This is a genomic window from Mesorhizobium sp. M1328 (assembly GCF_040318075.1).
Classification (GTDB): Bacteria; Pseudomonadota; Alphaproteobacteria; order Rhizobiales; family Rhizobiaceae; genus Mesorhizobium.
On sequence record NZ_JAMYLO010000001.1, the window covers coordinates 265,771 to 287,103 of the forward strand.

The following is a 21,333-nucleotide window of genomic DNA, read 5'->3' on the forward strand; positions in this document are numbered from 1 at the left end:
AATCACCAAAGCTCTGACGTGGCAAGCGAGCTTTCCCCAAGGTTCGATTGACGGCCATCGCGCACCTCGTTCATCCGGCGCTCGGCGTGGCAAGCAGCCACAAGCCGAGGACGGTGTAGGCGATCATCAGCACGGTGAGCGGGAACTGGCTGAGCGCGGCGCGAGCGGGAACGGGATGCAGCCGCGAGGCCAAGCCATGGGCGACAAGCACTGCAAACATGTGGCCGGCTATGATGACGCCGGCCTGGAGGTTCCACAGCCAGCACGCCGAACCGGCGCCGGCGACAACGCCGGCTTCTATTGGCATGTCGGCGGTACCGAACAGGTTCCAGCCCAGCGCAAACGGGTCGGAGAGAGCGGCAATCGCATATTGGCCGTCGACCAGCAGCGCCGTCAGATAGTGCGCGAAGTGGTAGGCGAGCGCGATCGGCACAATCGACCAGACCAAAAGCCCGGCGGCGTGACCGAGCGAATGCTTGCTGCCGGCCAGATGGTGGCCAAGAAAGACAGCAAGCGCGAACACGGCCGCAAGCACGACAAAGCTCAGCACAAGGCCGAAACTGCCGATGCCGATCAAGGCGGTGCGTCCAGGAAACTCCAGCGGATTGATGCCGAACCAGCCTAGCCAGAAGAAGGTTTTCGACAGGCCGTCGAAGGACACCGACGACAGCGCAAGCAGCAGGAAAGCGACGCCGCTGAGCGGTAGCGGCGCGGCACCAAGCAGCTTGGCGCCCGGCCAGCAGAGTTTGAGCCGGCCGTCCTCGTTACGCTCGACGATGGCGAAGTGCGCTACCATGGAAAAGAACACGGTCAGGAACTCACCGCGCAGGCTCCAGTCGCGGTAGCCGAAGACCTGCATGGCGGCGAAACTCAGCAGCCAGTAGACGCCGGCGGCCCAGGCCAGCCGCGCCGGATCGTCGGGCGCCGGGTCGATAAGCTCGAACCAGGCGAAGGCGAAGAACAGCACGAAAGCCGGCCAATAGCCGAGCCGTGATGGGAGCCGCCGCGGCTCCTTGCCACCTAGCAGGCGCGAGACGACGCGGCACGGTCCGTACCAGGGATTGAGCCACGACCAGAGATCGCCGGCGAGCCCCTGCAGCAGAGCCAGGCCAACCCAGAGCAGCGTCCAGATGGTCAGCGGCAGCGGGTTGGAAAGCGGGTCGCGGCTGCCGAACAGGCCGGCGGCAATCAGAATTGCAAAGCCGGCAAAGGATACCAGGCTGACGGCGGTCCGCGCGCCGTCGCCGAAGGCGAAAAGCGGCAGGCGTTTGCGCCAGAAGCGGTCGAGGGAGTCCGGCGGGAGCAGAGCCAGGATCAGGAAGCTGGCGGCAACGGCGAGCGCGCCGCCGGCGACGTAGTAGCCGGTGGGAAGGAGCAGGACGTGGCCGCGGTCGGAGGCATGAGCGAAGGCGGGAGTGGGCGACAGGAGAGCCAAGGAAGCGATGGGGCCGGGAAAGAGCCTGATTGCAGAAATGCAGCGCTCTACGGCGCCCCCCTCTGTCCTGCCGGACATCTCCCCCTCAAGGGGGGAGATTGGCGGTTGAATCGGCCGGCGCTTTTCTTGCCTTGTTGAGGGTTGGCCAAAGCGGAGATGAGAGCCAATCTCCCCCCTTGAGGGGGAGATGTCCGGCAGGACAGAGGGGGGTGGGCGGGAACTCATGCTTTCCAAGAAATACTTCTTGTCGGCCCTCACACCTTCACCAGCTGCTCCACGCGGTCCTTCTGGCCGAAGATGCGCAAATAGCGCTCGATCTCTTTCTCGTCGCCTGTCGACTTGGCCGGATTGTCGGAAAGCTTGACCGCCGGCCTGCCGTTGGCTTCTGTGACCTTGCAGACGAGCGAGATGGCGTCGAGCCGGTTGGTCTCCGTCGGTGCACAGCCTTCGAAGTCGTTGGTCAGGTTGGTGCCCCAGCCGAAGGACATGCGCACCTTGCCGCGGAAGTGGCGGTAGGTCTCCTCGATGGTCTCGACCTCAAGCCCGTCGGAGAAGATGAGCAGCTTCTGCTTGGGGTCCTTGCCCTTTTCGCGCCACCAGGAAATGATCTTCTCGCCGCCCTCGATCGGCGGCGCGCTGTCGGGGCGGAACCCGGTCCAGTCGGCGACCCAGTCCGGCGCATCGCGCAGGAACGCCGCGGTGCCGAAGGTGTCCGGCAGCACGATCAGCAAATTGCCGCCGTAGTAGCGCTGCCAGTCCTGCAGCACGTTGTAGGGCGACTGTTTCAATTCCTTTTCCGAATTGGTGAGCGCGGCGAACACCATCGGCAGTTCATGCGCATTGGTGCCGAGCGCCTCGAGATCGTTGTCCATGGCGAGCAGCACGTTGGAGGTGCCGGTGAAGGCCTCGCCGATGCCCTCCTTCAACGCTTCGACGCACCAGCGCTGCCACAGGAAAGAATGACGGCGGCGGGTGCCGAAATCCGAGATGCGGATGCCGGGCAGCGCCTTCAGCCGCTCGGTCTTGGCCCACATCTTGGCCTTAGCGCGGGCATATAGCACGTCGAGCGCGAACGGCCCGAACGCCCGCATGGCCGCGCGAGATCGAAGTTCATTGATAATTGCCAGCGCCGGGATCTCCCACAGCGTCGTGTACATCCACGGACCGCTGAAGGCGAGTTCGTATTGGCCGTCGCGCTTGGAAAGCTCGTATTCGGGCAGCCGGAAATTTTCCAGCCAGGCGAGGAATTCCGGTTCGAATATCTGCTTGCGGCCATAGAAGGTGTTGCCGCCGAGCCAGATCATCTCTTTCTTCGAGAAACGCAGCGTACGGGCATGGTCGAGTTGCTCGCGCAGCTCCGTCTCGTCAATCTCCTCGGCAAGGCGGACCGAGGTGGTCCGGTTGATCAGCGAGAAGGTGGTGTCGACCTTGGGATACATGCCCCAGATCATCTGCAGCATCAGAAGCTTGTAGAAATCGGTGTCCAGCAGGCTGCGGACGATCGGGTCGAGCTTCCAGGTGTGGTTGTAGACGCGCCGCGCTATATCGGTCTTTGCCATCGCTCAATGCCGCCTTCGCTGCTCGCTCTAGCTTTTTGTCTAGCGCAATTCCGGACGGAAAACCGCTGCGCACTTTTCCTAGAATTGCTCCAAATGCCTCTTAGCATCGAATTTTTGAAAGCGCCTCCCGCTTTGCGGACTGGCCCGACAAAAAGAAGTCCCTGCGGCAAGCGGCGCCCGCGGCAGTGTCGACCTCAGGATGCGGTCTTGGCGCCGACCACCTTGAGCGCCGGACGCTTGCGACGAGTGCCGATGATGCGGCCCGCCACCGGCGCATCGGCGCGGCGGTCGGCCTGCTCTTTCTCGGCAAACAGCCAGTCGATGAACAATTGCACGATCGGCGCCGACCGCATCTCGTTGCGGCAGACGACATAGAAATCGTCGACCGCCGGCACGGAAAGGCTGAACGGGGCGACAAGTAGACCCCTGGCGAGCAGTCCGCTCGCGGTCACTGTGTCGCCGAGCGCCACGCCATGGCCGTGGACCGCGGCCTCGGTCGCCATGCGCGCGTCGCCAAGATGGTGGCGGCGGCCGCGCTCCAGGTCCAGCGCGTCGGCGGCGGCCAGCCAGGTGTGCCATTCGCGGCCGTCGTCGCCATGCAGGAAGACGTGATCGGCGAGGTCGCGGACGGTGCGGATCGGGCGGTTGTTGATCAGCGTCGGACTGACCACCGGGAACAGTTCGAGACCCGACCATTTGCGCATCCAGCAATCGGTCCAGCTGCCGTCACCATAGTGCACGCAGACATCGATGTGCGGGGCGCGGACGTCCTTGGCGTCATTGGATGGGATCAGCGTCAGCCTGATATCCGGATATTGCGAGGTGAAGCTGCCCAGCCGCGGGATCATCCATAGCAACAGCAGCGCCGGCACGCAGGATACCGACAGCGCGCCGGTGCTGGCCGGCCTCGTCATGCGCTGCGTGGCGGCGGCAATGCCGTCGAAGGCGGTCGACACCGCCGGCAGCAATTCGGCGCCGTGCGGCGTCAGCTTCACCCGCTGGCCGGCACGCTCGAACAGCTTGACGCCCAATGATTGCTCGAGCGCCTTGATCTGATGGCTGATGGCGCCGTGGGTGACGTTCAGCTCGGCCGCCGCCTTGGTCAGCGAGGCATGGCGCGCCGTCGCCTCGAAGGCGCGCAGCGGGTTGAGCGGTGGCAAACGCTTGGCCATTTGGAACCTAGGCTCTGTGAGATTTTCTCACAGCGAACACCCTAACAATATCAATTGATTTTTCAATGCAGCTACAGGACACTTTGCCCAAGCCTTGCATCAAGACGTGAAATCTGCAGGCAGCCAACGGCTGCGGCTATCGAGGCCGCCGTCCGCGCTGCACCAGCCATGGAGGACCGACATGGGTTATGACCGCGGCAAGCTCGAAGCGTTGCGCCGCAAATATGGCGAGAGCCATGGCGGCGAAATGTTCGACCCGAAATTCCAGCGTGTCGCCGACAAGATCTTCTCCAAGACCGGCACGCGGCTGGCGCCCTATTCCGGCATCCCGACCTTCCTCGCGGCGCCCTATCGTGAAATCGCCGCCGACAATCCGGATTTCGGCGATCTGCAGGTGGCGATGATCGGCGTGCCGATGGATCTTGGCGTCACCAACCGGCCGGGCGCCCGCTTCGGGCCAAGGGCGCTGCGCGCCATCGAGCGCATCGGCCCCTACAACCATGTGCTGGAATGCGCGCCGACGCATGAGCTGAAGGTCGCCGACATCGGCGACGTGCCGTTCCAGAGCCGCTACCGGCTGGAGACCAGCCATGACGACATCGAACGCCGCACCAACCAGATCGTCGACGCCGGCGTGCTGCCCTTGTCTGTCGGCGGCGACCATTCGATCAGCCACCCGATCCTGAAGGCTGTCGGCAAGAAGGCGCCGGTGGGCATGATCCATATCGACGCCCATTGCGATACCAGCGGCTTGTTCGACATGACCAAGTTCCACCATGGCGGGCCATTCCGCAACGCGGTGCTGGACGGCGTGCTCGACCCGAGCCGCACCATCCAGATCGGCATTCGCGGCTCGGCCGAATACCTTTGGGAGTTCACCTATGAGTCCGGCATGACCGTGGTGCATGCCGAAGAGGTGACCGGCCTCGGCATCCCCGCCATTATCGAGAAGGCGCGCAGAATAGTCGGCGACGGGCCGACCTATGTCTCGTTCGACATCGACAGCGTCGATCCGGCCTTCGCGCCGGGCACCGGCACACCGGAAGTCGGCGGGCTGACGACGCGCGAAGTGCTCGAGCTGCTGCGCGGCCTGAAAGGCCTCAACATCGTCGGCGGCGACGTCGTCGAGGTGGCACCGCAGTACGACGCGACCACCAACACGGCGCATGCCGGCGCGCAGGTGCTGTTCGAGATCCTCAGCTTGATGGTCTTCAGCCCGGCAATCACCGGCAAGGCGGGCTGACACGCTCGACCATGATCCGAAAAGTGGGAACCGGTTTTCGGAGACGATCATGGTTCACTAGAGAATCCAAAGGCGACCGCCGCGCTGGAGCCGGCGGTTGCACCAAACAAACAAGCTTCCAGCAGGGGAATGACAATGACACTTCACATGAAGCTCAAATCATCCATCGCCGCCGTGCTGATGCTCGGCGCGACCGGCCTTGGTTTCACCACCCAGGCCGTCAATGCCGACGCGATCGACGACATCGCCAAGGCCGGCGCGATCAATGTTGGCATCTTTTCCGATTTCCCGCCCTTCTCCTCGGCCAGCGCCGATATGAGCATCAAGGGCTACGACATCGACGTGGCGCAATCCATCGCCGACCAGCTCAAGGTCAAGCTCAATCTGGTCAGCGTGACCGGCCAGAACCGCATCCCGTACCTGACCGACAAGCGCGTCGACCTGCTGATGAGTGTCGGCTATTCCAAGGAGCGTGAGCAGGTGATCGATTTCGCCGCCGCCTACGCACCCTACTACATCGCCGTGATCGGCCCGGCCGCGCTTGCCGTCAAAGGCAAGGAAGACCTTGCCGACAAGTCGATCGCCGTCAATCGCGGCACGCTGGAGGACAGCTCGCTGACCGAGGCAGCACCCGCCTCGGCCGACATCCGCCGCTTCGACAACTACAATTCCGTCATCCAGGCCTTCATCTCGGGCCAGACCCAGCTGATGGTGGTCGGCAACGATGTCGGCGCCCAGGTGCTCGCCCGTCAGGAGGCGCTGAAGCCGGAACAGAAATTCCAGCTTCTCACCTCGCCCTCGCATATCGGCCTCAACAAGAAGGAAGACCGCCTCAAGCAAGCGGTCAACGATGCGGTTGCCAAGATGCTGGCCGACGGCAGACTGGACGAAAGCTCGAAGGCCTGGCTGAAGACGCCGCTCGATCCCGCCAATCTCAAGGATTGACGGCCAGTGACCTATAGCCTCGACTTCGGCTGGCTTGCCGGGGCGACAGGGGCGATCGCGCGCGGCGCGGCCACGACGATCCTGTTGATCGCCGTGACCACGCTGGCGGGAACGTTGCTCAGCATCCTCGGCGCGGCGGGGCGGCGGAACGGTCCGCTCCTGCTCAAGCGGGCGATCGGCGTCTATGTCGAGGTGATCCGCAACACGCCTTTCCTGGTGCAGCTGTTCTTCATCTTCTTCGGGCTGCCCAGCATCGGCGTCAGGCTAGATCCGGTGCTGGCAGCCATGCTGGCGATGACGCTCAACATGGCGGCCTACACGATCGAGATCGTCGGCGCCGGGCTCGACGCGGTGCCGCCCGGGCAGACGGAAGCGGCACTGGCGCTTGGCCTCAGGCCGCGCCAGGTCTTCGTCAAGATCGTGCTGCCGCAGGCGCTCAAGGTGATCTATCCGGCGCTGACCAGCCAGATCGTCATCATGATGCTGGAATCCGCCGTGGTGTCGCAGATCGCGGTGCGCGAGCTGACCTATGAAGCCGACATGCTGCAGGCGCGCACGTTCCGGGCTTTCGAGACCTATTTCGTGGTGACGATGGTCTATCTCATCCTGTCGATTGGGCTGCGCCGGCTGCTGGTCGGCGGCGGGCGCCGGCTTCTTGGAGCCGGCGTGTCATGATCGAATTCACCTTCTGGGACATTCTGCGCAACCTGCTGCTGGCGGCGCGCTGGACGGTGCTCTTGTCGTTGGCTGCCTTTGTCGGCGGGGCCGTGGTCGGCATGATCGTGCTGTTCTTCCGCATCGCCAAGAATAAATGGGCGCGCCGGTTTGCCTCCGGCTACATCGCGCTTTTCCAGGGCACGCCGCTGCTGATGCAGCTCTTCCTGATGTTCTTCGGCTTGCCGATGCTGGGCCTGCGCATCGAGCCGTGGACCGCGGCGGTGCTTGGCCTGACCTTCTTTGCCAGCGCCTATCTCGCCGAGATCTGGCGCGGCGGCGTCGATGCACTGCCGCGCGGCCAGTGGGACGCCGGCGCCAGCCTCGGCCTGCACTATCTGCAGGAACTCCGGCTAATCATCTTGCCTCAGGCGTTTTCGATCACCCGCGCGCCGACCGTCGGCTTCCTGGTGCAGCTGATCAAGTCGACCGCGCTGACCTCGATCATCGGTTTCGAGGAGCTGGTGAGGACATCCAACGCGATCAACAATGCGACGTTCGAACCGTTCAAAGTCTATGGGCTGGTAGCGCTGATCTTCTTCGTCATGTGCTTTCCGCTGACGCAATATGCACGTTCGCTCGAGCAGCGGGCGGCGGCCCGCTGAGCGGGCGACCAGCAATTCAACGCCCGAATACCAGAGACGGCGCTATACGGTCGCGCCGCAGCCAGCGCCCCAGCAAGAGCGCCGCCACCACCGCCAGTCCCGACGACAGGCCGATCCAGATGCCGACGCCATTGAAGCCGAAATGGAAGGCCAGCAGCACGCCGAGCGGCAGGCCGATGCCCCAATAGCCGATCGCGGCATAGATCATCGGCACCTTGGTGTCGTGCAGGCCGCGCAGCATGCCGCTGGCGACCGCCTGCGCGCCGTCAAAAACCTGGAACAGCGCGGCAAAAGCGAGGAACGACACGGCAAGCGCCACCACCTCGGCATTAGCCGGATTGCCCAGATCGATGAAGGCGCCGATCAAGACATGCGGCCACAGGATCATCACTAGCCCCATCAGCGCCATGAAGGAGACACCGACGACATAGGCGGTCCAGCCAGCCCGGCTGACACCTTCCGGATTGCCGGCGCCGTGGGCAAGTCCGACGCGCACCGTCACGGCCTGGTTGAGGCCGAGCGGCACCATGAAGGTGATCGAGGCGATCTGGATGGCGATCGCATGGGCGGCAAGCGAAGCCGCATCGATCAGGCCCATGAGAAAGGCCGCCGCGTTGAAGATCGTCACCTCGAAGGCCAGCAGGCCGGCGATCGGCAGGCCGAGCCGCAGCAGGCCCTTGAAGCGCGGCCAGTCAGCGCGCCAGAAGCGTCCGAACAGACGATAGCGCCGGAATTTCTTCTCAAGCATCACCACCGCCGCCATGCCGGCGAACATCAGCGTGCTGGACAGAGTGGTGGCAAGGCCGGAGCCGGCGATGCCCATCGATTGGATGCCGAGATTGCCGAACATGAACAGCCAGTTGAAAAAGGCATTGCAGGCGACGGCAACGAAGACGATGATCAGCGCCCAGCCCGGCCGCTCCAGCGCCGAAATGAACGAGCGCAGGACGATGTAGCCGAAAAAGGGCAGCACCGCCCATTCGAGCCAGCGCAGATAGATGCCGGCCTGATGCGCCAGTGCCGGTTCCTGACCCATGGCCAGCAACACGGCCTCGCCGTGCCAGAGAAAGACCCAGATCGGAATGCAAATGAGGATCGCCAGCCACAGACCCTGGCGCACGGTGCGGCGCAGGTCGCGCACCGAGTGGCGGCGGCGGCCAAGCTCGGTCGCCATCATCGGAGAGGTCGCCAGCATCAGGCCGAGCCCGAAGATGAGCGGCATGAAATAGAGATTGGCGCCAAGCGCACCGCTGGCCAACGTGTCCGGTCCGAGCCGCCCCATCATCATGACGTCGGTGGCCGTCATCGCGGTCTGGCCGAGATTGGTCAGCACCATCGGCCAGGCGAGCGCCAGCATCGCCCTGATTTCCCGACGCCAAAGGTTTTCCGGCGCGCGAGCGTCGGCTTCGATCGCAGACATTCTAGTTTTCCGCCTATCCGATTGCGGCACGTCGGCAAGAGCCGGAAGCCGCGTCTCAGCGCGGAAAATGGCCAAGATCGGCCGGATTCCGCATTACGACGGGTTTGTCTATCAAATGGGCACCGGTGGCAAGAGGCTGACCTGCGGAAGGGTTAAGCCAGTCGGCTCAATGCACGCTATTGGAGAGGCTATGGAAGCCGCTATGGTCACGGCGGATTCATTTGAAAGGCACCCTGATGAGCGCGTTTCCCGAAATCTATCTGGTTCGGCATGGCGAGACGGAATGGAGTGCGTCCGGGAAACATACCGGCCGTACCGACATACCGCTGACGCCGGCCGGCGAGGACGCGGCGAGGCGCGTCGCTGAGCGGCTCAAGGGCCTGTCCTTCTCGGCGGTGTGGTCGAGCCCGTCGCAGCGCGCCTTCAACACCTGTGCGCTGGCCGGCTTCGGCGCGTCAGGCGTGAAGAAGGACGATCTGGCGGAGTGGGATTATGGTGCCTATGAGGGATTGACCACCAAGCAAATCCTCGCCGAGCGTCCCGGCTGGCGGCTTTTTCGCGACGGCTGCCCGCGCGGCGAGCCCGCCGTGGATGTCGGCTCGAGAGCGGACCGGATCGTCAGCCAGTTGCGCGAGGCCGGCAGCAACGTCCTGATCTTCTCAAGCTCGCATTTCCTGCGGGTGCTGGCCGCACGCTGGCTCGGCCTGCCGCCGCAAGACGGCGCGCTTTTCGTGCTGGATACCGCCAGCGTGAGCGTGCTTGGTTATGAGCACGACCTTGATGAGCCGGTTATCCGGCGCTGGAACCAGAGATAGCGGCCGATCCCGATCTATCGGATCGCGTCCAGCGCCTGCCTTTGCCTGTGCATTTCGAGAAACACGCGGTAGTCGCGATCGAACCGGCCGGCGGCAGCTGGATTGGGGTCTCGTGTCTTGCCGCCTTGCTGCATGGCGATGCAGGCAGCGTTCAAATCGGGAAAAAGCCGGGCAGCGGTGGCGGCAATCATGCCGGTGCCGAGCAGCACCGCCTCGTCCGCCAGCGGCTCGACCACCGCGCAGCCGGTGGCGTCGGCATAGAGCTCCATCAACAGCGGGTTCTTGGTGTGGCCGCCGGTGACGTGCAGCGTGTCGATCAGATAGCCGTTCTCGTTCAGCGCCTCCAGCACATGGCGTACGCCAAGCGCGATGCTGACAGCGGTGCGCCAGTAGAGCTTGCACAGGCTGTCGAAGGAGGAATCCAGCGTCAGCCCGCTGATGACGCCGACGGCATGCGGGTCGGCGAGCGGCGAGCGGTTGCCGTGGAAATCGGGCAGTACGTGCAGTCTTGCGGCGAGGTTGCCGCCCTCGGCGGCGCGCAGCTCGGCGACGCGGCGGGCGATCCTGGCATGCATGACGGCATCCGGCTCGCCGCCGGCGCCATGCCAGCGGATGATGTGATCGAGCAGCGCGCCGGTGGCTGACTGGCCACCTTCCGACAGCCACAGGCCGGGAAGGGCAGCGCCATAGTAAGGACCCCAAACACCGGCGAAAGGCTGCGGATCGGGCGACATCGCCATGACGCAACTCGACGTGCCGGCGATCAGGGCCAGATGGCGGCCGATGTCCTGCGCTTCACCGGCGAAACCGCCGAGCACGCCGAGCGCGCCGGCATAGGCATCGATGACGCCGGCGCCGACCCGGCATTTTTCGGTGAGGCCAAGCTCCGCCGCAGCTTGCGCGCCGAGCGGGCCGATATCGGCACCGACCGGGCTTGCCTTTTCCGGAAGATTGCCGTGCTCGAAAAGGTCGCCGAGCCCGGCCGCTTCGAAGAAGTCGCGCCGCCAGCCGATTTCTTCATGGGCCAGATATGTCCATTTGGCGGTCAGCGTGCATTGCGAACGGGCGAGCGAGCCGGTCGCCTTCCAGGTCAGGAAGTCGGTGAGGTCGAATAGGTAGCCGGCTTCGTTCCATGTTCCGGGCAGGTTGCGCTTCAGCCACATCAGCTTGGGCGTCTCCATTTCCGGCGACATCACGCCGCCGATATAGTCGAGCACGGCATGGCCGCTTTCGGTGCATTCATCGGCCTCGGCAATGGCGCGATGGTCGAGCCAGACGATGGTGTCCCAGCGCCTTTCACCGGTGACGGATACGCTGAGCTGGCCGCCATGCCGGTCTCGCACCACCAGCGAGCAGGTGGCGTCAAAGGAGATGCCGACGATATCCTCAGCCTTCACGCCCGCCTTTTCGCGGGCAGCGCGCACGGCACTGCACACTGCCGACCAGATATCCTGCGAATCGTGCTCGGCGTGATCGGCCTTCGGCTGTTGCATGGCGATCGGGTGCTCGGCGCGGCCGAGCAAGGCGCCAGCGGTGTCGAGAATGCCGGCACGGGCGCTTCCGGTGCCGACATCGACCGCGCAAACGAAACTGTTGGTCAAGGTGTTCTTGCTCTCGCTCCCAGGCCTGCAATCAGATCGGGCAATTGCAGCATGTCAGCGAATATAAAGTCCGGCTCACTCGACGCAAGCCGCGCTTTCAGTGCCGGGTTGCCGGTGTGCGAGCCGCCGGTGAAGGCAAGGACGCGCATGCCGGCCGCCCGAGCCGCTTCGATGCCGGCAGGGCTGTCCTCGACGACGAGGCAGTTTCGCGGAACAGCCCCCATTTTGTCGGCTGCGTGGAGAAAAAGGTCAGGCGCCGGTTTGCCCCGCGCCACCATGGCAGCGCTGAACAAATGCGGCTCCAGTAGCCCAAGCAACTCCGTAACCTGGAGCGCATAGCGGATTCGCTCCAGCGTGCCGGAGGAGGCGACGCAGCACGGCACGCCGAGCTTCGGCAGGACCTGTGCGATGCCTGGCATCGGTTTCAGCTCCTGGCGGAACTTGCGCATCAGTTCGGAGCGCATCTCGATCAGATGCTGGTCGGTGAGATCGAGCCCGAAGTCGCTTGCGAGGATTTCGCGGACGCTCTTCATGCTCTTGCCGAGGAAGTGCTCGTAGGCAATGTCCTCGCTGACGTTGCCGCCGGCAAGCGCGATCATCTCCAGCAATGCCGAGACGGACAGCATCTCGCTATCCACCAGCACGCCGTCACAGTCGAAAATGACCAGTTCAGGCGTCATCGCGCTGGATCGGCTTCAGAGTTCGCCGGCGAGATAGCGCGTCAGTGTCGCGCGCGCGCCGTCCGCCCACAGCGATTTGAGCGCATGGGCGAACGCTTCGGCGAACGGCGCCGAGCGTCCGACGTCGCCATAGATGTCCTCCATGGCAAGCCAGGCGGCAGGCATGCCCCTGGCCGCCTTGGCTGTCGCCTGCAACCGGCCCCAGTTCGGGTCGTTGGGCTCGGTGACGGCACCGGAATCCGTGGTGCCGAAGCAGTAGCGACACCAGAGCGCAGATTCCAGCGCCAGGCCGACGACGCTTTTGCCAGCCTTCAGCCGGTCGGCGATGGTCGGAATGATGAATTTCGGCTGGCGGTTGGAGCCGTCGAGGCAAAGCCGGCGTATGGTGTCGCCGATCTTCGGATTGGAGAAGCGGTGCTCGATGAGCTGGTAGTAATCTTCGAGGTCGGTGTCCGGCACCGGCGGCACGGTCGGGATGATTTCGTCATGCTCGAGCTTGTCGAGGAAGCCGCGTACCAGAGGCTCCTGCATCGCCTCATGGACGAAATGGATGTCCATCAGCCCGGCCGGATAGGCGATGGTCGCGTGGCCGCCATTTAGGATGCGAATCTTCATCAGCTCATAGGGCGCGACGTCGCTGACGAACTGCACGCCGACCTGTTCCAGCGGCGGCCTTCCGTCGGTGAAACGGTCCTCCAGCACCCATTGCTTGAACGGCTCGCAAAACACCGGCCAATTGTCGTCGAGGCCGAACTCGCTGGAGAGAATGCCGCGCTCGCGGTCGGTGGTGGCCGGCGTGATGCGGTCGACCATGCCGTCGGGAAAGGCAACGTTTTCGCTCACCCAGTTTGCCAGATCCTCGTCGATCAGCCGCGCAAGGCCGATGACGCCATCCGAGGTGACGTGGCCGTTATGGGGGATGTTGTCGCAGGACATGACGGTGAAGGGCACGATACCGTCGGCGCGGCGGCGCAGCAGCCCGGCGAGGATGAGCCCAAAAACGGTCTTCGGTGTCGCCCCGGGTTGCGCGTCGGCAACGATGTCGGGATGCGTCGGATTGAAGACGCCTGAAGCCGGATCGATGAAATACCCACCCTCGGTAATGGTCAGGGAAACGATCTTGATCGCCGGATCGGCGAGCCGCTCGACGATTGCGATCGCGTCGCCAGGCACCAGGAAGTCGATCATGACGCCGGTGACGCGCGCGCTCATATGGCCGCTGTCCTGCTCGACCACGGTGGTCAGCCAGTCCTGCTCCTGCAACTTGCCGCGGCCGACCTTCTCGCCCTCGAAGACGCCGGCGCCAACAATGGCCCAGTCGTGGCCGACGCCCGAGTTGAACAGGTCGTCGAGATAGACGGCCTGGTGCGAGCGATGGAAATTGCCGACGCCGAAATGCACGATGCCGGCCTTGAGCGCGACGCGATCGTATTTCGGGCCGGCGACCTTGGGCGGCAGCTTGGCCAGGATGGAAGAAGAGAGTTTCACGGTCATCTGCTTTTACCCTTTAGCGGGACGGCTCTTCCCCCCGTGGAGGAGACGGGGAGAAGAGCGCCTTCGCCCCCTCAACTCATCCACTGGCCGCCATCGACATTATAGGTCTGGGCAACGATGTATTCGGCCTCGTCGCTGGCCAGGAACACCGCCATGCCGGTGAGGTCTTGCGCCGTGCCCATGCGGCCATAAGGCACGGCTTCGCCGACCAGTCTCTTCTTTTCACCCTTCGGCCGGTTCTCGAACTTGGCGAACAGGGCATCGACATGGTCCCAATGCTCGCCGTCGACGACACCCGGGGCGATGGCATTGACGTTGATGCGGTGCTTGATCAGGTCGAGCCCTGCCGACTGGGTCAACGAGATGACCGCCGCCTTGGTGGCGCAGTAGACGGCGACCAGCGCCTCGCCGCGGCGCCCGGCCTGGCTCGCCATGTTGATGATCTTGCCGCCCTTGCCGCGGGCAATCATCGAACGGGTGGCGGCCTGCAACGTAAACAGCGTGCCGGCGACGTTGACCGAAAACAATCTGTCGTAGCTTGCCTTGGTGATCTCGACGATCGGCGCCAGGTCGAACAAAGCAGCGTTGTTGATCAAGATATCCAGGCCGCCGGCCCTGGCTTCGACCGCCTTGACGGCCGCATCGATCGACGCGAGATCGGTGACGTCCAGCTTCACCGCGTAGGCATTGCCGCCGATTTCCGAAGCCGTCTTCTCGGCAGCCTCGAGATTGATGTCGCCGATGGCGACGGTCGCCCCCTCCCGCATGTAGGCTTCGGCAAACGCCCTGCCGATGCCGCGCGCCGATCCGGTGATCAGCGCCGATTTACCTCCGAGCCTCATTGCAGCATCGCCTTCCCATCGGTGCCGAAACGATGCAGCTTGGTCTTGTCCGGTGTCAGGTAGATCGTGTCGCCGTGATGGGCGGCCAGCTCGCCGTCGGCACGCACCGTCAGCTGCCCGACACCATCTGCCTGGACGTGCAAAAACGTGTCGGAGCCGAGATGCTCGGCAACGCCGACCGTCGCCTTCCAGTCGCCTGACGTCTTCGAAATGTTCATATGCTCCGGGCGGATGCCGACTGTGTTGGCGCCATATTTGGCGGCCGGCGCGCCTTCGATCAGGTTCATCTTCGGCGAACCTATGAAACCGGCGACGAACAGGTTCTTCGGCGTCTTGTAGAGCTCCATAGGCGAGCCAACCTGCTCGATATTGCCGGCATTGAGCACGACGATCTTGTCGGCCATGGTCATCGCCTCGATCTGGTCGTGGGTGACGTAGACCATGGTTGTCTTGAGCTGGTGGTGTAGCTCGCTGATCTCCAGCCGCATGGTGCCGCGCAGCGCCGCGTCGAGATTGGACAAAGGCTCGTCGAACAGGAAGGCCGATGGCTGGCGCACGATGGCGCGGCCGATGGCGACGCGCTGCCGCTGGCCGCCGGAGAGCTGGCCGGGGCGGCGGTCGAGGTAGTTGGTGAGGTTCAAAATCCGCGCGGCGTCCTTCACCTTCTTGTCGATGGTGGCTTTGTCCTCGCCCGCCATCTTCAGCGGGAAAGCGATGTTCTTGGCCACCGTCATGTGCGGGTAGAGCGCATAGGACTGGAACACCATCGCCAGCTTGCGCTTGGCCGGCGCCTCACCGGTGACGTCGCGGCCATCGATATTGATGGTGCCGCCGCTGGTATCCTCCAGGCCAGCGATCAGACGCAACAGCGTTGACTTGCCGCAGCCTGACGGGCCGACGAAGACGACGAACTCGCCGTTCTCGATGACCAGGTCGAGGCCGGGAATGATGGATGTCGCCCCGAAGGATTTGGAGACGTTCTTGAGCGTGATGTTTCCCATGATTTCCTCCCCCGAAGGGCTATTTCGTCGTTTTGCGTCAGGCAGTTTCCGTTACTTTACTGCCCCAAATGTCAGGCCGCGGACCAGCTGCTTCTGGCTGAACCAGCCCATGATCAGGATCGGCGCGATCGCCAGCGTCGAGGCGGCCGAAAGCTTGGCCCAGAACAGCCCCTGCGGGCTGGAGAAGGAGCTGATGAAAGCGGTGAGCGGCGCGGCCTCGGTGGTGGTCAGCCGGATCGTCCAGAACGCCTCGTTCCAGGCGAGAATGATGTTGAGCAGCATGGTCGAGGCGATGCCGGGCACCGCCATCGGCGTCAGCACGTAGATGATCTCGTTCCAGAGCGATGCGCCGTCCATGCGCGCCGCTTCCAGGATCTCGCCCGGGATCTCGCGGAAATAGGTGTAGAGCATCCAGACCACGATCGGCAGGTTGATCAGCATCAGCATGACCATCAGGCCGATGCGGCTGTCGAGCAGTCCGGTATCGCGGAAGATCAGATAGATCGGGAACAGCACGGCGACGGCCGGCATCATCTTGGTGGAAAGCATCCACATCAGGATGTCCTTGGTGCGTTTGCTCGGCGAAAACGCCATCGACCATGCCGCCGGTACGGCGACAAGCAGAGCCAGGACGGTCGAGCCGACCGACAGGAACACCGAGTTCAGGAAGAATTTGAAATAGCCGCTCTGCGCCTGGACCTCGGAATAGCTCTCCGTGGTTCCCGACGGGAACAGGTTGAAGCCTTGGATGGCCTCCTGCTCCGATTTGAACGAAGTGATGATCGTATAGAGGATCGGGAAGAAGATCAGTAGCGCGACGATCCAGGCGGCCGCGGTCGCAATCGTCTTGTGCTGGGTGGTGACTGCACGTGCCATCTTAGCCTCCCTTATTTGTCCAGGTTCTTGCCGACGGCGCGCATGGCGAAGAAGGCGACGATGTTGGCGAGAATGACGGCGATGATGCCGCCGGCGGACGCCTGGCCGATTTTGAACTCCAGCAATGCCTTCTGGTAGACGAGGAAGGGCAGGTTGGTAGAGGCGTAACCCGGGCCGCCATTGGTGGTGACGAGGATCTCGGCATAGACCGACAGAAGGAAGATCGTCTGGATCAGGATGACGACGGTTATGGCGCGCGACATATGCGGCAGCGTCAAATAAATGAAGCGGCTGATGAAGCCGGCACCGTCCATTTCGGCGGCTTCCTTCTGCTCGCCGTCGAGCGACTGAAGCGCGGTCAACAGGATCAGCGTCGCAAACGGCAGCCACTGCCAGGCAACGATGATGATGATCGCCAGGAGCGGGTGCTGCCCGAACCAGTCGATCGGCTGCCCGCCGAAGAAGCGCGCAATATCGGCGAAGACACCGTACTGCGGATGCATGATCATGTTCTTCCAGACCAGTGCTGCCACCGGCGGCATGACGAAGAACGGCGAGATGACGAGGATGCGGACGATGCCCTGTCCCCACATCGGCTGATCGAGCAGAAGCGCCAGCAAGATACCGCCGATCACCGTGATCAAAAGCACGCTGACGACGATGGTGAGCGTGTTGAGGATCGACTGCAGGAATGCCGGGTTGGAATAGAACAGCGCGTAGTTCGAAAAGCCGACGAAGCCGTCGCGCATCGGATTGAGCGGATTGTACTGCTGGAAGGAGAACCACAGCGTGAATGCCAGCGGCACAATCATCCAAACCAGCAGCAGCACCACGGATGGCGCCATCATGAAACGGGCAAGCGAACGGGTCTGCTGAGTAGCCATGACGGTCACCCTTCGAGGTCAGCCAAGTTTTTCAGCGGTATGAAGCTGGCCGCCCGAACTGGGATTCGGGCGGCCGGTGCCGATTGCTATTGGCAACCGGCACCGGGAGGAACCTACTTGATGTAACCGCCCTCGGTCATCGTCGCGGTGGCGGCGTCCTGCGCCTGCTTCAAGGCATCGTCGACGCTCGACTGGCCGGCAAGTGCCGCTGAGAAGAGCTGGCCGACGGTGGTGCCGAGACCCTGGAACTCAGGAATGGCGACGAACTGGACGCCGACATAAGGCACCGGCTTGACGGTTGGGTGCGTCGGATCGGCGGAGTTGATCGAGTCCAGCGTCATCTTGGCGAAAGGCGCTGCCTTCTGGTACTCGGGATTGGCATAGAGCGAGGAGCGCGTTCCCGGCGGAACGTTGGCCCAGCCTTCCTTCGAGGCGACGAGCTCGGCATAATGCTTGCTGGTAGCCCAGGATACGAACTTTTGAGCGGCGTCGGCCTTCTGGGTGCCGGCGGGGATGGCCAGCGACCATGCCCACAGCCAATTGCCGCGCTTGCCGAGGCCATTGTCCGGCGCCAGCGCATAGCCGACCTTGTCGGCGACGGTGGAGTTCTTCGGGTCGGAGACGAAGGAGGCAGCGACGGTGGCGTCGATCCACATGCCGCATTTGCCCTGCTGGAACAGCGCCAGGTTTTCGTTGAAGCCGTTGGACGACGCGCCCTCGGGGCCGTCGGCCTTCATCAGGTCGACATAGAATTGCAGCGTGTTCTTCCATTCGGGCTGGTCGAATTGCGGCTTCCAGTTCTCGTCGAACCAGCGCGCACCGAACGAGTTCGACATGGCGGTCAGGAAGGCCATGTTCTCGCCCCAGCCTGCCTTGCCGCGCAGGCAGACGCCGTTCACGCCGTTGGCGCGGTCGGTCATCTTGTCGGCGGCCTGCTTGATGAAGTCCCAAGTCGGTGCATCGGGCATCTTGAGCCCGGCCTTTTCCATCAGGTCCTTGCGGTACATGACGAAGGAGCTTTCGCCGTAGAACGGCGCTGCATAGAGCTTGCCGTCGACCGACAGGCCGCCGGCTATGGCCGGGATGATGTCCTTGACGTCGTAATCGTCGCCGAGCTTGTCGAGAGGCAAGAGCCAGCTCTGCTTGGCCCAGATCGGCACCTCGTAGGTGCCGATGGTCATCACGTCGTACTGGCCACCCTTGGTGGCGATGTCGGTGGTGACGCGCTCGCGCAGGACATTTTCCTCGAGCGTGACCCACTGCAGCTGAATGTCGGGATTCGTTGCGGTGAAGTCGTCGGTCAGCTTCTGCATGCGGACCATGTCGCCATTGTTGACCGTGGCGATGGTGATGGATTCGGCATGCGCGGCGAAAGCAAGCGCGCTGGCCGAGAACAGGCCTAGGGTGAACGTGCGAAGTTTCATCAAAATTCCTCCCATAAACCAAGATGAGCATTTGCCTTGGCTGTGAGCAATTACTCACTTGCGGTGAATTATGTCAAGACGGATTCGTTGCTGCAGCGCAGCACGTCGGTCTCGTGCAGCGGCAAGCCTGGGCCACTCGCGGGATATGTGAGAGGGGTTCGGTCGGGCTCATCGCGCCGCCAAAAGCCGGAGCTTTGCTGTCCGGGTGGCTGGGATTCAGCCTATTGGCAAGCGATCTCGCTCAGGATCCAATCGCGGAAGGCGCGGATCTTCGGCACGTTGCGCCGCGCTGTCGGATAGACCAGCCAATAGGCATGGCCGTCGTCACCAACAAGATCGAAGGGCTGGATCAGGCGGCCGTCGGCAAGTTCGGTCTTGAACAGCGCCTTGGTAACGATCGCCACGCCGTGGCCGGCAATCGCGGCGTTGGCCTCATAGGCCTGCGCGCCCATGCTGGTGCCGGGGCGCTTGGCCAGTTCCTCGACCGGCAGGCCGGCGGCGGCAAACCAGTCCCGCCACCAGATGTCGCCCGGGTCGAGGATCGGCAGCCGCAGCAAGTCGGCCGGCTCCTTGACGCCGCCGATGCTTGCCGCGAGCTTTGGGCTGAGAACCGGCGTGAAATCGGCCCTGAAAAGCATATGGGTCTCGACGCCCGGCCAGTTGCCGCCACCGGAGCGGATGGCGATGTCGATATCCTCTCTGGCAAAGTCGACAACCCTGTTCGAGGTGTCGACGCGCACCGCCAGCGACGGATGCGCGACCTGGAACGAACCGAGATGCTGCGCCAGCCAATTGGAGGCAAAGGTCAGCAGCGTCGAAACGCAAAGTACGCCGTCGGCGCCGGTGCGCGCGGCGGCATAGGCGCCGCTCAACAGCGCGAATGCTTCGCTGACCGCGGGCGCCAGGCGTTGGCCGGGTTCGGTCAGCACGATCTGTTTTGGCTGGCGCAGGAACAAGGGCGCGCCGATGCGCTCCTCCAGAAGCTTGATCTGATAGCTTGCCGCCGCCTGCGTCATGCCAAGCTCCTGGGCGGCCTTGGTGAACGAGAGATGCCGCGCCACGGCCTCGAACACCCGGATCGCCTGAAGCGGAGGAAGCTGCGAAACCAGCTGTCGTGAATTGAGCTCCGGCATAAGCCCTCCTTATGGGCAGTGATCGACGTTTGATTGGCGGCACCGGCCGGTCCTACCGATATTCCGTGTTGAAGATCAATTACGCCTAGAGATAGCGAAGGCTGACGATCATGACCACAATACAGGAAAAGCTGCTTCTTGCTCCAGCCCATGGCTGGTTTTCACGGCTGGCGCGGGGATTGGCAAGGCACGCGGCGCGGAAACGGGCCTATCTCGACGTCCGGGAACTGCCGCCGCATCTGCAGCGAGACATGGGCTTCCTCGACGGCAATGATCCTTGCGGCCGTCGCCAGTAGTGTCGCTCGTTTTATCGGGGGTTCAGATGCGTTTCGATTTCACATGATCGTTTCCGACCGTCAGGGGCTCGGAGATCATGCGCCCGCCAGCAGGGCGGCGGCGGTCCGCTCATCGGTGATCAGGCCGTTGACCAGCCGCCGGTTGACGGCGGCGAAGATGCCCGGCAGCTTGCGGTCGCCCATGGCAAGCGCGATCACCAGCGACTTTTCGCGCGACGGCAGCGGCGCCGACGACACCCGGTCGTTGGTGATGCCGTCGATCATGCGGCCGTCGCGATCGAACACCCAGCCGACGATCTCGGCGACGCCGCCGGCCTTCTGCAGCGCCTTCAATTCACCCTCCGAGATGAAGCCGTCCTCGTAAAGCGGCGCCTTCGGGCCGAGATCGCCTATGCCGACAAAAGTGACGTCGGCCTCGGCCGCAAGCGCCAGCGTCGGCTGGATCATCGGCTGGCTGAGCAGCATCTCGCGCTCCTCCGGCGAGGAGGCGATGACCGGCAAAGGCATCGGAAACGAGCGCGCCTTGACCCTGTCGGCCATGGTGAAGATGACGTTGTAGAAGGCGGCCGAGCCGTCCGGCGAGATGTTGCCGGTCAGCGATACCACCTTGTGCTGCGGGCATTCCATCGGCGGCAGCTGCTCGATCGCGGCCTTCAGCGTGCGGCCGGTGCCGATCGCCATGACAATCGGGGTCGGCGACCTCAGCCGCCGCTCGATCTCGGCCGCCGCCGCCTCTGCGACGCCGATGACGGTGGAGGACGAAGACGGGTCGCTCGGCACCACCTCGACCAGATCAAGGGCAAAGCGCGATTTCAGCCGTGCCGCAAGGTCGAGGCAATTGGCGATCGGATGGTCGACGCGCACCTTGATCAGCCCTTCGGAGACTGCGAGCGACACCAGCCGCTGCGCCGTCTGCCGCGAGATGCCAAGCGTGGCGGCGATCTGGTCCTGGGTGTTGCCGGCAACGTAATAGAGCCATCCGGCGCGCGCCGCGTCGTCCAGCCTGTTGCCGCCGCTGTCCTGCCGCGAATTCAAGTTCCTGCCTCCCAACCCGCCGAGCATAAGAGGCGGAGTACCATAGTTTCGCAGGGAATGAACTTGCGCGCAATTGCCTATTGTACGAGCAATTGCTTAAGGACTTGGTGGTTCGAACGAAGTGACGGGGTCGACCTAGTCTCGTCGCAACAGCAAGGC

General features: G+C 63.6%; 20 protein-coding genes. 6 read left to right on the plus strand and 14 right to left on the minus strand.

Features of this window, described 5'->3' with window-relative positions; genetic code table 11:
- Positions 1-70: 70 nt before the first annotated feature.
- The 3 genes from NKH23_RS01305 to gcvA (NKH23_RS01315) form a co-directional block, all read right to left on the minus strand.
- Positions 71-1,513, minus strand: coding sequence for a hypothetical protein (locus NKH23_RS01305; RefSeq protein ID WP_352977110.1), 1,443 nt, complete (start codon positions 1,511-1,513; stop codon positions 71-73).
- Positions 1,514-1,689: 176 nt separating this feature from the next.
- Positions 1,690-2,994, minus strand: coding sequence for a nicotinate phosphoribosyltransferase (gene pncB / locus NKH23_RS01310; protein WP_292662367.1), 1,305 nt, complete (start codon positions 2,992-2,994; stop codon positions 1,690-1,692).
- A 194-nt stretch (positions 2,995-3,188) separates the two neighbouring features.
- Positions 3,189-4,166 (minus strand): transcriptional regulator GcvA, encoded by a 978-nt coding sequence (gene gcvA, locus NKH23_RS01315; RefSeq protein WP_352977111.1) that lies wholly within the window; start codon positions 4,164-4,166, stop codon positions 3,189-3,191.
- 181 nt (positions 4,167-4,347) lie between these two features.
- On the opposite strand from gcvA (NKH23_RS01315), the gene speB reads away from it, so the two are divergent.
- From speB to NKH23_RS01335, 4 genes are all read left to right on the plus strand, one after another.
- Positions 4,348-5,409 carry an agmatinase gene (speB, locus tag NKH23_RS01320; RefSeq protein WP_023722517.1) on the plus strand — a complete coding sequence of 354 codons (1,062 nt, stop codon included), beginning with the start codon at positions 4,348-4,350 and terminating at the stop codon, positions 5,407-5,409.
- A gap of 135 nt (positions 5,410-5,544) precedes the next feature.
- Positions 5,545-6,354: a transporter substrate-binding domain-containing protein gene (locus NKH23_RS01325; protein WP_352977112.1), complete on the plus strand. Its 810-nt coding sequence runs from the start codon at positions 5,545-5,547 to the stop codon at positions 6,352-6,354.
- Positions 6,355-6,360: 6 nt separating this feature from the next.
- Positions 6,361-7,029, plus strand: a complete 669-nt coding sequence (locus NKH23_RS01330) for an amino acid ABC transporter permease (RefSeq protein WP_352977113.1) — start codon at positions 6,361-6,363, stop codon at positions 7,027-7,029.
- On the plus strand, positions 7,026-7,673 hold the full coding sequence (locus NKH23_RS01335) for an amino acid ABC transporter permease (RefSeq protein ID WP_023722520.1): 648 nt from the start codon (positions 7,026-7,028) through the stop codon (positions 7,671-7,673). Before NKH23_RS01330 ends, NKH23_RS01335 begins: the two co-directional genes overlap by 4 nt.
- 16 nt (positions 7,674-7,689) lie before the next feature.
- On the opposite strand, the gene NKH23_RS01340 is transcribed toward NKH23_RS01335, so the two are convergent.
- Complete coding sequence (locus NKH23_RS01340) at positions 7,690-9,093, minus strand: MATE family efflux transporter (RefSeq protein ID WP_352977114.1); 1,404 nt, start codon at positions 9,091-9,093, stop codon at positions 7,690-7,692.
- A gap of 233 nt (positions 9,094-9,326) precedes the next feature.
- Between NKH23_RS01340 and NKH23_RS01345 the strand changes: the two genes are divergently transcribed.
- Positions 9,327-9,908, plus strand: a complete 582-nt coding sequence (locus tag NKH23_RS01345; RefSeq protein WP_352977136.1) for a histidine phosphatase family protein — start codon at positions 9,327-9,329, stop codon at positions 9,906-9,908.
- Positions 9,909-9,922: 14 nt separating this feature from the next.
- Here NKH23_RS01345 and NKH23_RS01350 read toward each other — a convergent pair whose 3' ends face one another.
- The 9 genes from NKH23_RS01350 to gcvA (NKH23_RS01390) form a co-directional block, all read right to left on the minus strand.
- Positions 9,923-11,509 carry an FGGY-family carbohydrate kinase gene (locus NKH23_RS01350; RefSeq protein ID WP_352977115.1) on the minus strand — a complete coding sequence of 529 codons (1,587 nt, stop codon included), beginning with the start codon at positions 11,507-11,509 and terminating at the stop codon, positions 9,923-9,925.
- Positions 11,506-12,189 carry an HAD family hydrolase gene (locus NKH23_RS01355; protein WP_352977116.1) on the minus strand — a complete coding sequence of 228 codons (684 nt, stop codon included), beginning with the start codon at positions 12,187-12,189 and terminating at the stop codon, positions 11,506-11,508. The genes NKH23_RS01350 and NKH23_RS01355 overlap by 4 nt, the downstream gene beginning before the upstream one ends.
- 15 nt (positions 12,190-12,204) lie before the next feature.
- Complete coding sequence (locus NKH23_RS01360) at positions 12,205-13,683, minus strand: mannitol dehydrogenase family protein (RefSeq protein WP_352911872.1); 1,479 nt, start codon at positions 13,681-13,683, stop codon at positions 12,205-12,207.
- 71 nt (positions 13,684-13,754) lie between these two features.
- The gene (locus NKH23_RS01365) at positions 13,755-14,525 is read right to left on the minus strand and encodes an L-iditol 2-dehydrogenase (RefSeq protein WP_353034155.1); all 771 of its coding nucleotides are present in this window, start codon (positions 14,523-14,525) and stop codon (positions 13,755-13,757) included.
- Entirely contained in the window at positions 14,522-15,526 is a 1,005-nt protein-coding gene (locus tag NKH23_RS01370) for an ABC transporter ATP-binding protein (RefSeq protein WP_352977118.1), read from the minus strand. Before NKH23_RS01370 ends, NKH23_RS01365 begins: the two co-directional genes overlap by 4 nt.
- A gap of 51 nt (positions 15,527-15,577) precedes the next feature.
- The gene (locus tag NKH23_RS01375) at positions 15,578-16,402 is read right to left on the minus strand and encodes a carbohydrate ABC transporter permease (protein WP_352911877.1); all 825 of its coding nucleotides are present in this window, start codon (positions 16,400-16,402) and stop codon (positions 15,578-15,580) included.
- An 11-nt stretch (positions 16,403-16,413) separates the two neighbouring features.
- Positions 16,414-17,286 (minus strand): carbohydrate ABC transporter permease, encoded by an 873-nt coding sequence (locus NKH23_RS01380; RefSeq protein ID WP_031195183.1) that lies wholly within the window; start codon positions 17,284-17,286, stop codon positions 16,414-16,416.
- A gap of 113 nt (positions 17,287-17,399) precedes the next feature.
- On the minus strand, positions 17,400-18,710 hold the full coding sequence (locus tag NKH23_RS01385) for an ABC transporter substrate-binding protein (RefSeq protein WP_352467784.1): 1,311 nt from the start codon (positions 18,708-18,710) through the stop codon (positions 17,400-17,402).
- A 221-nt stretch (positions 18,711-18,931) separates the two neighbouring features.
- Positions 18,932-19,843 carry a transcriptional regulator GcvA gene (gcvA, locus tag NKH23_RS01390; protein WP_292662413.1) on the minus strand — a complete coding sequence of 304 codons (912 nt, stop codon included), beginning with the start codon at positions 19,841-19,843 and terminating at the stop codon, positions 18,932-18,934.
- A gap of 110 nt (positions 19,844-19,953) precedes the next feature.
- Here gcvA (NKH23_RS01390) and NKH23_RS01395 point away from each other — a divergent pair, with 110 nt between their 5' ends.
- On the plus strand, positions 19,954-20,139 hold the full coding sequence (locus NKH23_RS01395; protein WP_292662415.1) for a hypothetical protein: 186 nt from the start codon (positions 19,954-19,956) through the stop codon (positions 20,137-20,139).
- 75 nt (positions 20,140-20,214) lie between these two features.
- Here NKH23_RS01395 and NKH23_RS01400 read toward each other — a convergent pair whose 3' ends face one another.
- Positions 20,215-21,174 (minus strand): sugar-binding transcriptional regulator, encoded by a 960-nt coding sequence (locus tag NKH23_RS01400; protein ID WP_352716338.1) that lies wholly within the window; start codon positions 21,172-21,174, stop codon positions 20,215-20,217.
- Positions 21,175-21,333 lie beyond the last annotated feature (159 nt).